The organism is Blautia sp. OM07-19, assembly GCF_003481595.1.
Lineage (GTDB): Bacteria > Bacillota > Clostridia > Lachnospirales > Lachnospiraceae > Blautia_A > Blautia_A intestinihominis.
Genome location: NZ_QULA01000012.1, coordinates 70,451 through 84,193, shown reverse-complemented (window position 1 = coordinate 84,193; position 13,743 = coordinate 70,451). Strand labels below are relative to the sequence as shown.

The 13,743-nt window shown below is 43.0% G+C and carries 14 protein-coding genes; 5 read left to right on the top strand and 9 right to left on the bottom strand.

The features are described 5' to 3' along the window. Positions 1 to 132: 132 nt before the first annotated feature. The 5 genes from DXC01_RS10220 (at position 133) to DXC01_RS10200 (ending at position 5,487) form a co-directional block, all read left to right on the top strand. Positions 133 to 660: a DUF5697 family protein gene (locus tag DXC01_RS10220; RefSeq protein WP_117650428.1), complete on the top strand. Its 528-nt coding sequence runs from the start codon at positions 133 to 135 to the stop codon at positions 658 to 660. 6 nt (positions 661 to 666) lie between these two features. Continuing rightward, positions 667 to 1,368 carry a DUF6100 family protein gene (locus tag DXC01_RS10215; protein ID WP_117470885.1) on the top strand — a complete coding sequence of 234 codons (702 nt, stop codon included), beginning with the start codon at positions 667 to 669 and terminating at the stop codon, positions 1,366 to 1,368. 109 nt (positions 1,369 to 1,477) lie between these two features. After that, on the top strand, positions 1,478 to 2,584 hold the full coding sequence (locus tag DXC01_RS10210; RefSeq protein ID WP_022415648.1) for a hypothetical protein: 1,107 nt from the start codon (positions 1,478 to 1,480) through the stop codon (positions 2,582 to 2,584). After that, positions 2,574 to 4,544 carry a VirD4-like conjugal transfer protein, CD1115 family gene (locus tag DXC01_RS10205; protein WP_022415647.1) on the top strand — a complete coding sequence of 657 codons (1,971 nt, stop codon included), beginning with the start codon at positions 2,574 to 2,576 and terminating at the stop codon, positions 4,542 to 4,544. Before DXC01_RS10210 ends, DXC01_RS10205 begins: the two co-directional genes overlap by 11 nt. 16 nt (positions 4,545 to 4,560) lie before the next feature. Further along, positions 4,561 to 5,487, top strand: a complete 927-nt coding sequence (locus DXC01_RS10200; RefSeq protein WP_117718923.1) for an RNA-binding protein — start codon at positions 4,561 to 4,563, stop codon at positions 5,485 to 5,487. 385 nt (positions 5,488 to 5,872) lie between these two features. On the opposite strand, the gene DXC01_RS10195 is transcribed toward DXC01_RS10200, so the two are convergent. The 9 genes from DXC01_RS10195 to DXC01_RS10155 all read right to left on the bottom strand — a co-directional run bounded on the left by DXC01_RS10195 (position 5,873) and on the right by DXC01_RS10155 (position 13,557). Beyond that, a complete protein-coding gene (locus tag DXC01_RS10195) occupies positions 5,873 to 8,335 on the bottom strand; it encodes an ABC transporter permease (protein WP_117718924.1) in 2,463 nt (820 codons plus the stop codon). After that, a complete protein-coding gene (locus DXC01_RS10190; protein ID WP_172676439.1) occupies positions 8,335 to 9,006 on the bottom strand; it encodes an ABC transporter ATP-binding protein in 672 nt (223 codons plus the stop codon). The genes DXC01_RS10195 and DXC01_RS10190 overlap by 1 nt, the downstream gene beginning before the upstream one ends. Positions 9,007 to 9,101: 95 nt before the next feature. After that, positions 9,102 to 10,355 carry a sensor histidine kinase gene (locus DXC01_RS10185; protein ID WP_005333534.1) on the bottom strand — a complete coding sequence of 418 codons (1,254 nt, stop codon included), beginning with the start codon at positions 10,353 to 10,355 and terminating at the stop codon, positions 9,102 to 9,104. Continuing rightward, positions 10,328 to 11,002, bottom strand: a complete 675-nt coding sequence (locus DXC01_RS10180; RefSeq protein WP_005333533.1) for a response regulator transcription factor — start codon at positions 11,000 to 11,002, stop codon at positions 10,328 to 10,330. The genes DXC01_RS10185 and DXC01_RS10180 overlap by 28 nt, the downstream gene beginning before the upstream one ends. 225 nt (positions 11,003 to 11,227) lie before the next feature. Further along, positions 11,228 to 11,611, bottom strand: coding sequence for a hypothetical protein (locus DXC01_RS10175; RefSeq protein WP_226850873.1), 384 nt, complete (start codon positions 11,609 to 11,611; stop codon positions 11,228 to 11,230). Positions 11,612 to 11,666: 55 nt separating this feature from the next. Beyond that, positions 11,667 to 11,900: an LPXTG cell wall anchor domain-containing protein gene (locus DXC01_RS10170; protein WP_117470884.1), complete on the bottom strand. Its 234-nt coding sequence runs from the start codon at positions 11,898 to 11,900 to the stop codon at positions 11,667 to 11,669. Positions 11,901 to 11,961: 61 nt separating this feature from the next. Next, positions 11,962 to 12,291, bottom strand: coding sequence for a DUF1648 domain-containing protein (locus DXC01_RS10165; RefSeq protein ID WP_022415592.1), 330 nt, complete (start codon positions 12,289 to 12,291; stop codon positions 11,962 to 11,964). A gap of 85 nt (positions 12,292 to 12,376) precedes the next feature. Continuing rightward, entirely contained in the window at positions 12,377 to 13,090 is a 714-nt protein-coding gene (locus DXC01_RS10160) for a hypothetical protein (RefSeq protein WP_005333529.1), read from the bottom strand. A 155-nt stretch (positions 13,091 to 13,245) separates the two neighbouring features. After that, entirely contained in the window at positions 13,246 to 13,557 is a 312-nt protein-coding gene (locus DXC01_RS10155) for a helix-turn-helix domain-containing protein (RefSeq protein ID WP_179960461.1), read from the bottom strand. Between the last annotated feature and the right edge of the window lie 186 nt (positions 13,558 to 13,743).

Sequence of the window (13,743 nt, the reverse complement as noted above, 5' to 3'; positions counted from 1 at the left end):
TACCTGTAAATTCAATCGCTGACAGCAGGTTCTATGTACTTTGTACGTACACTATACTTACAATACCAAACGTATCCTGTACGTACAGCCATATGTATAAAGTTTCCTATTATATATAGAAGGGAGTCAATCATGAAAACAAGGAACGAAATCTATCAAGGAGAGGGAGCCAAGCTCTTACGGTTCATTACCACTTACCATACTCTGAGGTATGACCAGGTTTTACAACTTTTCTCCCGACATGAGCAGTCTATCAAGTCATTGATTACCAGCCTCATCAAACAAGGGCGCATCATTTACGATAAAGAGCATGACCTTCTTTGTGACAGCCAGCAGTCTGCTGAAAATCCTGACTATGCTATAATTACATGCTTCTGGGTACTGCTGGATTTTAAGAAAGGTGTTGTATACCACACCAGTGGCGAATTTCCAATCAAGCTCAATTTCTTTTCGCAAGATGAACAATACGAAATCATCTATATCGGTGAAGAACAGGAGGCTCTGATCAATCATGTGATGGAAAGTATCCCATCACATGGTTCCAAACGCCTGATTGTCTTAGAATCCGAAAGCCAGGCTGCCAAAATCACCATTGATGATGTAGCCGCTTACTGCCTTGTAAATGAATCCGGTGCTGTCAGTTACTACATGAAAAAGTAGGTTATTATGACGCAAAATACACCAACCATTTACCAGCGGCTTGAAAAACTGGAAGGGGAGCTGCAAAAACTGACGAATACCGTTTACGCTCTGAAGGTCACTGATATCCAGAATTATGATAAAAATTTTGAGGAACTGAGCGTCAGTGCTGCTCTTCGGGCGGAGCGGATTGCCTGCCAGATGCGTAACCTTGTCTGTCCGGCTCTCTCCCCAAATCAAGCAGCTTATCTTCCCAAAGTGGCAGATGCACAGGGAATGCGGATTGCAGAACAGCAGGGGATTCTCACCATTACGCTTCCCGGACTGCTTCCGAAACGAAGAGTCCACACAAACACTGCATTTCTCCATGAACCGCTTAATTATATGCTTCGGGAGTATGTAAAACAAAATGCCCTGCCCCTCTATCGTGACTGCGTGATATGTTTCAGTCAAATATATGACAGGGAACTTCCTCAAAGACGTATCCGGGATTATGACAATCTGGAGTTTAAACAGATTCTGGATACACTTTGTACTTATGTTCTGACAGATGACAGCGGCTTTTTCTGTGATTCCTACTACACGACACAGCTTGGCTTAAAGGACTGTACACTGGTATCGGTTATGGAAAAAGCTGACTTTCCGAAATGGCTGCAGAACCAGAAAAATCATCACGAAAGCATGTCGGAAAATCTCCTGACTTCTCAGGCAGAAATCCGACATCGGTAAGAACCACCGCAGGGAACTTTGTTTTCTTGCTTTTTTTATCTCCAAACCACCGGAGATTTACCCAAGTATAGGCTTGCATGGGTAAGAACTGAATTGAGGTGATGCTTATTTGATAAGACCTGACACTACGAAATACCGCTTACTGGAAATGATAGGGATGTGCGGGGAATTTCCCGCAGACCAGCTAAACAGACTCATCCCAAGTGCCTCCTATGCGGAAAAACTCATTACGGATTTGAAGGCGGAACACCTCATCCGTACCCACTACCGGGATGCTCTCAGAGGCTACCGTCTTACAAAAGCTGCGAAAGAGATGCTGTTATCTGTCTCGCCGCTACGCTTCCAGTGCTATCTGACCGGCAATACCGAGACGAACCTCATCCGAAGTGAAGTATCCCGACGTATCCGCTTACATCAGAAAGCCGAAACGTATCTGACACTCCTTCATGCCGGGATTCCCTTTTATCCGGATGTAAAACCTGACATCTTCTGTAATCACCGCGAAGCTGGTTCCATCGGTATGCGAAGCCTTCCTCTTTTTTACGCTTCCAGAGAAATTAAGGAATTGGGCCCGGAGACCACGAAGATTAGGAACTCCCGCAGCATGGGCATCCTGATGGCACCGCAATGTGTCTATGTCCTTTATAACACGGGAAACGGAGTCCTGAAATGGGAATATCGAACGGAAGTCCGCTTAAACGCCTTCCTGCAGCATTACCTGCAAGGCTACCCTTACAACGGACATCCACAGATCCGGGCAATCATGACCGGAACCGACATGGAAATGGCTTTCCGGCTGTTTACCAGTACCGGAGGCTACAAAAAGAGCCTGTTTATGCTGGACACCTCCTTCGAGCATTTCCATTACCTTCCCAATACTCCGGAAGGGGAAGTGCTTTTAAAACTGCTGGTTCACCCTGAGATCATGGAAAAGCTGGACAACCTCCTGCTGTCCGATCTGGGCTGCCGCAGCGATTCAATTCCACTGGAACATGATGCCACGGATGCTTCCGGGAACCCCATCCTTCTTGCTTATGATTTTGACATGCAGCGAATCAACCGGTTCAATACCGGCTTAAATGTATACGGCAGATCCGGGAACCTGATCTGTTTCGATTTTCAGATTCCGGTCCTGAAAAAATACTTAACTGCCACAATCCATTTCTCCAGTATTGACCTTTGCAAATTCAAAAGGGGGTTTTTACATGAACCGTAAATGGTGGAAGCTCATTTATATGCTTCCGATCACCTTCTGCACCCTCTATGCAGGAGGCTATGTTGCTCAATTTATCCGCAACTATCAGACCTGGGAATCTGCCGGCAATTTTGCCGGAAACGGAACTGCCCCGCAGATCCCCTCCCCGCACCCGCTCGCCTGTCTGGATGCCCTGACTGCTTTCCCGTACAATCTGTATGGGATTTTTCTATGTCTGGCAGCTTTTGGACTCCTGACCTTCCTTCTCATGCGTATGGGATTTGACCGAAACGGGGAAATAACAGACCGGGGCCGGAACCTGAATTATTCCACAAAGGGAACCTATGGGACTTCCGGTTTTATGACTTTGGAGGAAATGCATCAGGTACTGGAGCTTACGAATGATGTCAAGAAACACAAGGGAACCATTCTTGGAAAACTGAACGGAAAAGCCGTTTGTCTCCCGAAGGATACCCGCATGAACCGGAATATTGCCGTTTACGGTGCCAGCGGTTCCATGAAAAGCCGGGCCTTTGCACGCAACATGATCTTCCAGTGTGTTGCCCGCGGGGAAAGCCTCATCATCACCGATCCAAAATCGGAATTGTACGAAAGTACAGCCACTTACCTTGAGAATGCCGGATATATCGTGAAATCCTTTAATCTTGTAAACCCGGAAAACTCGGATAGTTGGAATTGTCTGGGTGAAATTGGCGGACAGGAAACCATGGCACAGGTATTTGCTGATGTCATCATCCAGAATACCGGTTCTGCCAAAGGCGATCACTTCTGGGACAATGCCGAGATGAACTTATTAAAAGCTCTGATTCTCTATGTGGATCAGGGATTCCCACCGGAGGCAAAGAATATCGGACAGGTATACAAACTCCTGACCATGAGTTCGGAAAAAGAACTGAACAGCCTCTTTGACCTGCTTCCGGTCTCCCATCCGGCAAAAGTCCCCTACTGCATCTATAAGCAGGCAAGTGACACGGTACGTTCCGGCGTCATCATCGGACTCGGTTCCAGACTTCAGGTATTCCAGAACAAGCTGATCCGCCAGATCACTTCCTATGATGAGATCAACCTGACGCTGCCGGGAAAAGAAAAATGTGCATACTTCTGCATCACTTCGGATCAAGACAGCACTTTTGATTTTCTTTCTTCCCTGTTTATGACCTTCGTATTTATCAAACTGGTCCGTTATGCAGACACCTATGGGGAAGATGGAAAACTGCCGGTTCCGGTACATATCCTGGCTGATGAGCTGGCGAATACGGGAGCAATCCTATCGCTCAACAAAAAGATTTCCGTGATCCGAAGTCGAAACCTCAGTATTTCCTGCATTTTCCAAAACCTGCCTCAGATGCAGAACCGGTATCCCTTAAACCAATGGCAGGAAATCATCGGGAACTGCGACACTCAGCTATTTTTAGGCTGTACGGATGAGGTAACTGCTACATTTATCTCTAACCGCTCCGGTGATGTGACCGTTGGTGTCAGCAGCGAAGCCAAACAATTAAATAGCTGGAGGGTATCCGATTATACACCGGAATACCGCCAGACCAGATCCATCGGGAAACGAAAGCTCTTAACTCCGGATGAGATCCTGCGGCTCCCGCTGGATACTGCACTGATTATCCTGCGTGGTCAGAAGGTACTGCAGGTAGAAAAATACGATTACACCCTGCACCCGGATGCCCAAAAACTCATTCCCCGGAAGGCTTCCGAACATATTCCGGAATGGAGAAAAGGAGCATGTAGTGAAGAATATACGTACACTCCAACTATTCCTGCTTCCCACCCGAAAAAAACCGCTTCTTATGGAAAGCAGAAAAAGAAAAAAGCTGAACCGCACTTTGACCAGCAAAGCGTTTATCAGGAACCTGGCTATCACGATTTCCCGGATGACTTCTCAGCAGATAACTATTCGGATCACACAGACATGGTTCCTTTAGATAAAGATTCTATCATGTCATAATTTGAAAGGAGACACTATGATGCCAAACGAAACAACCAACACACCTATTTTAACTCTGGATTCCGATGCGAAGCTGGAAACAGCCCAGTCCATTTCAGACCTTACCTGGCATGAGATCCAGAATGCCTACCGTACCCGCCGGATCTTAACCGGAATGCTTGGCGGTATCGAGAAAACAGAAAACGGCAGCCTCATTGCCGTGGTTTACTACAAGGATTTCCGTACTGTCATCCCAGTAACTGAGATGATGATCCATCTCATGCAGGATGAAGCACACGATTATGGGGAGCTTGCTCTGCGGCAGAACAAAATCCTCAACAATATGCTTGGATGTGAGATTGATTTTCTGATCAAGGGATTAGATCCGAAGACACGCAGCATTGTCGCCAGCCGGAAAGAAGCGATGCTGAAGAAACGCCAGATCTTCTATCTGGATAAAGATGCTTCCGGAATGCCGAAAGTTTATGAAGACCGTATCGTGCAGGCAAGAGTCATTGCCGTTGCGGAAAAGGTAGTCCGGGCGGAAATTTTCGGTGTGGAAACCTCCATTCTTGCCAGAGACCTGTCCTTCGACTGGATGGGTGATGCCAGAGAACGCTTCCAGGTAGGCAATCACATCCTGGTACGCATCCTGGATGTGCGGGCAGACTCACCGGAGCAGGTCATTGTCCACGCAGATGTCAAAAGTGTGGAAGGCAACACCAGCAAGGAAAACATGAAAAAATGTAAGATTCAGGGAAAATACGCCGGAACTGTGGAAGACATCCATAAAGGCACCGTCTTTGTCCGGCTCTCCATCGGTGTCAATGCCATTGCCCACTCCTGCTATGACAGCCGGACAGTCGGGAAAAAGGATCAGGTATCCTTTGTGGTGACGCATATTGATGAGGAACGGAACGTTGCCCTCGGCATCATCACCCGCATCATCAAGCAGACCATTTAAAATTATAGGTTGTTCCATAAAAAGGAACGTGGTATACTGATTCGGTATTATTGAACTGGAAAGACGGATGCATTTCGATCTTGCCCTCTAGTAACAAAGGAGGGTGATGCCCATGAATACAATGGAAGTATTGACTTTACTATTGGTAATTTTTGCGGCTTTGACTTATATAGATCGACATAATAAGAAATAGCATCCACGACCCTAGGAAAGTTTTGGATGCTATGTCTTATACATAGAATATAAAATTTAACTGAGGGCATCAGATTTTGCATCTGAATACCTTTCTTGAGTTCATTATACACTGGGGGCTTTGAGAAATCAAGTCCCCCTTTTTATTACGACATTGATTAGTACCTGCATTAAACATCAGAAATTTATATTCTTACTCACTGAAACGAATTCTCTCTATCAATGAATCTTTCCTTACTGACTTTGCAATGAATATTGCCAATAACATCTGTATCACAAACAATGTTAAAATTATAATAATAGCTGCTGTTACCGGATAATGGTATGTGCTGATATCAAACATTCCTGTACGCTTTGCATATAAAAACAACGGATATCCTGCAAGACTTCCCACTCCGATACTGATAATAAGAGTGCCTACTGTATAGAATATACCTTCCAACTGGAGCATCTTCATCAACTGACGGTCCGACATTCCGATTGCCTGCATCATGCCAAGCTCCTTTTTTCGCACATGGACACTATTGATCATTGTGTTAATCAAGTTCATAATGCTGATTGCTGCCAGAATGATGATAAATGCATAACATGCACCTCTAGTCATCTGTATGGCATTTTCCCATGTATCGTACTCATTCTTCCAGGTACGCATCTGCAGTCTGCCTGATCCATCCACAATAGCCTGTAGAGATGCTTCCAGTGCCTCATCATAATCCTTATCTGCAATCACCTGAAAATAGCTGGAAGAATTATTTATGGTAAGTTTCTCTGCCCCTTCTTTTGCCATGATAAGACAGTTATAGTTTGTCAGACCTCTTCCATATTCACCAATTGCTGCCACTTCAATCTCTTTTTGAAAGGTATTATCTCCATCATGAATATTGAGTTTCAGCTTATCTCCCACTTTAATATCTGGATACCAGTGAAGTAGCGCACGGTCCAGAATCACTTTATCCCCGGATTTCAATTCCTCGTATGTGACATTGCCTTCAGTGATTCCTTTTTTCAGCTCTTCTGCGTATTCTTCCGGCACTCCATTGATAAATTCGGTTCCAATTTCTTCTTCAAAAGGTCCTCCTGATACCTTCAACGCGGTAAACACATCTACCCGCTCAACACCGTCAATCTCCTCTATCTGCTGCTTTAGTCCTTCATTTAATGGATTATTCTTTTGAACCTCCGCCCATTCATATTCAGGATGCTCTTTATTCCCGGATTCCACAATTGGAGAAATCTCATATTGCCCCACAATCGAACTCTTTGCACTTTCCATCGGATTTGCACAAGACAGCACCGTTGCTACCATCATGACAAATATTCCGGTAACGGCCATAGATACAATCGTGATAGTACTCTTCTTTTTATTCTCCGCAAGATTTCTCTTGGTCAGTCGTCCGATATTCAGAAATTGATATCCCTTCCTGCTGCTTTTCTGTCGCTTACTGCCTCCCTGGTAACGCATAGCTTCTATTTCTGATACCTTCGCCGCCATACGCATAGGCTTCATCAGTGACAGATACACTGTACACAGAGTCACTGCAATTGCCAACAGATAAATCCACCAATAATAAAGTTGGACTTCTCCTTTAGCTACAACCTTGTATGCCTCTGTCACAAGTACGTTTGAATCCTTTGCATGTTCTACAAACTGGAGAAGTACAACTTTCACAGCAACTGTTCCGATCAAAAGTCCTATCGGAATGGCAAACAACGCCACTCCCATTCCCTCTCTTAGTACGATTTGTCTAAGTTGCCGTTTCGTAGCCCCGATTGCCTTTAACTTTCCAAATTCCCGAACCCTCTGGTTCATAGATACATAATAAACACTATAAATTGTGATAATGCCCGCCAATACAACAATAAGCATGATTCCTACAATCACCGGAATTGTAGCCGGATCCACATAATTTGCTGCAAGATACTCTTTATTAATATTCATGTCATCCTCGGAAATCCCGAACTGTCTGGCAATATTCTGTATCGTCTCTGTATAATCTGCAGTCGTATTTCCTTTCTGTCCATTCACCTGAAGTAAAAACCGATATTTCACCTGTTCTACCGGTATCTCCGCTTTCAGAAAGGCCTCTGAAACCAATGATGTATATTGTTTTTGTTCTTTGCTGCTCTCATTATCTGCTAAAAAGCCACAGATTCGAAATTCTTTCTCCTTCGTATAATCCAGTCCGTCATCTTTCAGAATCTGATAAGGTACTGTGATGGTGTCACCGATTTTCCCATTCTGTCCTAATGCTTCCAGTATTCCTTTTGAAACCACAATATCATTTTCTTTCTGCGGAAGTTGCCCCTCTTTCAGCTTCACTTTATAAAGTTCCATCCCTGTTCTGTCCATATACATCATGGAAACCGTCGCATCTTCCAGATTCATGTACCCCGCATCGCTGCGGAGTCCGTAAGTTTTCACATCGTGATGTGCCGCCAGTTTCATAACTGTACTCTCGTCCACGTTCCGATAAAGGGCATGCCATGTTGGATAAATCTTATTGATTACCGCAAAGTTCACTTCCACCATATCTTTTCCGATTGATGGGATTACGAACAGCAGTAATGTTGTCAGGATAATGGCAATTCCAATCAGTATGTTTTTGCTCTTATAATGCCGCATATTGCAATATGCAACTCTGGTCGTCATCTTCATTATCTTCTCACCGCCTTGCCATCTTCAATGATAATCATTTCATCCGCCATCTGGGCAATCGTTTCATCATGGGTAATCATGATAAGCGTCTGCCCGAAATCCGACACGCAGCTTTTCAATAGGCTCATAACCTCTAGCTCAGTCTGGGAATCAAGGTTTCCAGTCGGCTCATCCGCCAAAATTATCGCCGGTCTTGTCACCAATGCCCTGGCTATCGCAGTTCTCTGTTTCTGTCCACCAGACAAAGCAGACGGCATCGCATCTTTCTTATCCTGCAGTCCGATTTTTTTGAGAATATCTTCCACTTCCCGCGGCTTTACCTTGCGATTATCAAGTCCCAGCGGAAGAACGATATTCTCCCACACATTCAGCGATGGAATCAGATTAAAATCCTGAAAGATAAATCCTATCTTCTTTCTTCGAAACTGTGCCAGTTTATCATCTTTTCGAGAATAGATATCGGTTCCATCAATCCATACTTTGCCGGAATCCGGTCTGTCAAGCCCTCCAATCAGATGCAGAAGTGTAGATTTTCCGGAGCCGGAACGTCCTACGATAGCTGTAAACTTGCCTCTCTCTATCTGTAAACTTGTATGATCCACGGCTCTCACCTGATTCTCGCCTTCTCCATAATACTTTACTAGATCTTCTACTTTTAAAATACTACTCATATCTTCAAGTCCCCTTTCCATTTCATACCCCTACTATAACATTCCTGCATTACAAAACCCTTACAACAACCATAACAGTTTTGTAAGGGTTCCGACTATTCTCCTATTATGAGCGGCAGTGTCACTTTAAATATCATACCTTTCTCAGCCTTTCTTTTGGCTGCTATTGTCCCCCCCTGTTCTTCTATGATCTTTCTGGCAAGATACAGACCGACACCCGCTCCGTCTTTTACCTGTTCCTTTGCTTTCCTTCCCCGGTAAAATCTCTGATAGATCTTATGCAGTTCCTCCGCAGGAATGCCCATTCCTTCATCTTCTACTTCAATAAGCACATTGCTTGCTAGCTCCTGCGTCCTCACTGTAATCGTTGTATGTTCCGGTGAATATTTGACTGCATTCTCAAGGATATTCGTTAATGCTTCTACCGTCCATTTTGAATCATGGTTCACAACTATATCATCATCCATCTCCACCTGAATGGAAATATCTTTTCCTCTTGCCTTCATATAAATCTGACTGACAGCCTCTGTTAGCGTTTTCTTCAGGCTTTCATGAAGCGAATGTATCTGGATCATATGTGTTTCCAGCCTTGAAAGATTTACCAGTTCATTCAAGAGCTGTTCCAGTTTGGTAAGTTCCTGTGATTCCTGCTCCAGAAACTCCCTCTGTTCTTCTCCTGTAACCCGATTTTCTGCCACCAGCTCATGACTCATCCGGAGTGATGCAAGCGGAGTCTTCAACTGATGGGAAATATCTGTAATCAGACTCTTCGTACCATTTTCTTCCTGCTCCAGACGTTCCTTCAAATCTTCGAAATATTGCCCCAGCTCCTTTACAGATTCCCACACCTTTAACCATTGTTCCGATTCTGATGTTTCTTCAGGATATGTTTGGAATTTTCCTTTTCTGAATTCCTGCAGACATTCATATAATTGCTGTAATTGTTCCTCATCACCGTATCTGCTCCAGTTTTTTCTTCGGTCCAGGTACAAGAACAGGCTACATACTATGACTCCCACTAGTAATCCAATTCCCCAGATAATCCTTATAACCACATCTGAAGATCCACTCCCTGAGTGATAACCATAAGTTTCTTCCAGCATCTGTACGACTCTTTCTATCTTCTGATCGTCCCGGTCTCTTATAAAATCTACTGTTCCTGACTTTTCCCAGATTGCAACTATTTCCCCTTCCAGTTCAGGATGTTCTGCAAGGAGCAGTGCTATCTGCGTTGCTTTCGCATTTTCCTCATACTTTGTTATCAGATACATTCCTACTGTAAAAAATACTGCAAAGATTACATATACGATAAAATACCGTTTTAATTTTTGTTTACCTTTCCGGTCCATATATATCCCAGTCCTCTCACATTCGCTATCTCTTCTGTTCCAAGTTTATTCTTCAGTCTGCTTATATTGACAGTAACCGTATTATCATCGACAAATTGACCGTCTATATCCCATACATGCTCCAGGATACTTTCTTTTGAAACAATCTGTCCTGCATTCTCCCAGAGATACAGCAACAGAGAGAATTCTTTCTTACTTAAAGTAACTGGTTCATCCCCTTTATACACCTGCATCGTTTTCATATGCACCGTAATCTCTCCGGAAGACATAATCTGTGCCTGTACCTTAGAAAGCCGTCTCATCAATGCGTTCACCTTCGACACCAAAGCCATCAGTGAAAATGGTTTGGTAATATAATCATCTGCCCCTGTATCATAACCATTTACAATATCTATTTCCTGATCCAAAGCCGTAAGATAGATAAGATATGTATCTCCACCTGCACGTACCATCCTTCCAAAATCCAGTCCTGTACCATCCGGCAATGTAATATCGCTGATAACAAGAGCATAATCTCCTTTTTGAAATGCTTCTTTTGCTTCCTTTATTGTATAAACCTGACGAACCTCATACCCTTCCCGTGAAAGTAACAGGGCAATTCCCCGATTTAGATTCAAGTCATCCTCCAGTAATAATATTTTCTGCATCAAATACTCCACCTCTATTTGTAATAACCTGTTCTTTTATCATATCAGTCCTATCTTTTGTCTACAATAAAAATAAAATTAACATACATACTTTTCCTTCATATGTTCAAGGATTTCACCGGATACTGCTTCAGAAATCGATCAATCCATTTCTGATTGCTTCTCTGTAACATCCGAAGTCTGGATAAAAGCTGTAGACAACTGCAGCTCTATGTTACTAAAGTCCTATCCATCAATACAGGAGTTATAGAATGCCGTGAAGATACCGTCAAATTCCATTTCAATAATATGTAGGCTGTCCATTGTGTGCTCCAGATAAGTCAGTGTTCCTCTATCCAAATCTATACTCGGCTTTCCTAGTGAGTTTGCTATTACATCTGGATTTGTAATTCCAAACATCTCCTTTATATCCGGCATAAGATAATCCACGATATCCGGCAGCCTTTTCTCATACGCCTGTGCCAGTTCAACTGCATGCTTCTCATAATCGGAATGTATACTGTCACAGACAAATTCAATCCCGTTTATTTCCATCTTATAGTAATCATTATTCTCATCATAGACAAACGCTGTACCCTTACTTTTTTTATTTTTTTCCAAAATCCCCATGATATATCTACACTTTCCCGGTTCTTCCGCCATACACAGTCTAAAAAACTGTAACTTAATGCTTACGTTTGTAAAAAATAACTCCTGCCAAAATCAATAAAATAATTCCAACTACAATCATAAAAATAAAATTATCAACATTTAACTTCCCTGCTATGAAAATAGAAGTCGGGCCATCCGCACCACCAATAACAGAAACGGCTGTGTTTTCTTTCTGCTTCAGTACAATGCCAATGACTGCCAATACAATTCCTAAAATTCCGGCTATGATTCCCAATCGCTTTTTCATTGCTACCACCTCAAATCATTTTTATCTGCTCAATCAAATGTAAATTGTTATGCAAGTATTTCTATGCAAATGAAGCATAGATAACCCATATTTCTGCAAACATTACCAATAAAAGTACACCATCTATCATCCAATTAAACTGAATGTCCGTTAAGAAAGTTTTTGAATGTGTCAGGCAATATTTTACTTTTTCTCGTCCAGTCAAAAAAGTGATAAGCACTTGTAATATAGGAAATAAAAATATTTGTATTTTTCTTCCATAATCATCCGCAATCCCATTTGCAAAATGTACTGGAATAATACTCGGTAAGAAAAATATACTTACAAGAGCAAGCAAAAATCCTATTATACAAATTATCCATGTGAATTTTCTAGTATTGATAAATTTCATAACAATCCTTCTTTCTGCTAAATTCAAGTTTTTCCAATACATAACACGTACTTACATTATACTCCTCACCAATGCAAACCTCAATTTATTCTCCATCCTTTTTCCCGTTATTAAGCTTCGGGCAGTAAAATGCCTTTACTTCCACCCCATCTTCCTCCGACTCAATTTCCACATAATAATCCCGGATAAAGTATCCCGCATTATGCTCCTGAATGGCGTACAGCTCCAATGTCTGAAAATCCACCAGTACCAGATCACGGGGCTTGGGTTTTTGCGTTTCCTCACAGAATACCTCCATGCTTTCCACCAGCTTATCCAGGCATTCCTGACACAGATGGTTCTGTACTTTTTTCACATCGAAGATACTATCTTCCCCGTAATCCACCGATACTTCGGAAATCCCGTAATCCGACATCTGCTCCGTATGGAAAAAGCAGCCGCCTTCTCCTGTCCCGGTATAACCCATATGCCCGTTTCCCTGCGGGCCGGTAAGATTCCCGTCCTCATCATGATTCCGGATATGCATATCCATCACATACCAGTGATTGGTACAGATCACTCCCAGATCGTCAAACTTCCGGAAATAATCCATCATACTCCGTTCATCGCTTCCACACAGCCAGCACTGTTTTGGATCTTTCAGCTTGCTTTCTACTGATTCAGGCACCTTTCTTTCTACCGGGTGATATTCCTGCTCCTGTGTTTTTTCAAGATAACCTGTCAGATCCAGCCGGCTGATTCCCAGTCCGATCAGAATTCCTGACGCACATGCCAATAATCCCACATATCCCTTTTTCATATTATAGTCATCCTTTAAGAATTAGTTTTATAATGCTTTTAGGATTACTATATCAAATCTTGCAATCACTTTCATCATAAATCGCATATTTTTATGTGTTTTATTGCATATACAGCTTTCAAAAAAACTGCCTGCGGCAATTTCGCAGACAGCTTCTATTTCATCATCTCTTCAATTATCACATCCAGCATCCGAAGCACGCTTTCCTGCTTCTTCGGTGTGAGCCTTTCCAGCTTTCCTTCCACTACAGAAGTATGTTCCATTCTGGTAAGAGGAATCACTTCCTTCAGCACTTCATTCGGTTCCGCACCTAATACATTCAACAGCTTTACAAATGTTTCCATCGTAGGTGTTTTCACTTCCCGCTCAATCGCACCCAGATGGTTGGTACTGATATCCACCAGTTCAGCCAGTCTCTCCTGCGTAATTCCTGCCTCTTCCCTGTACCTGCGGATTGCCTTTCCCATTCCTTTCACACGCACACCTCCTCCTTCCAGTATTCACTAACGCTTAAAGCATTAGTCATGTAAATCCAGTATAATTGGTTGCAAATCACGCTTACAGTATCCATAAGGATTGCATTTATAACGCTTTTAGCGTTGGTCACATTTTTGGCACTCCATCGTCTGTAACTGGCACAGTCCTGCGATTGT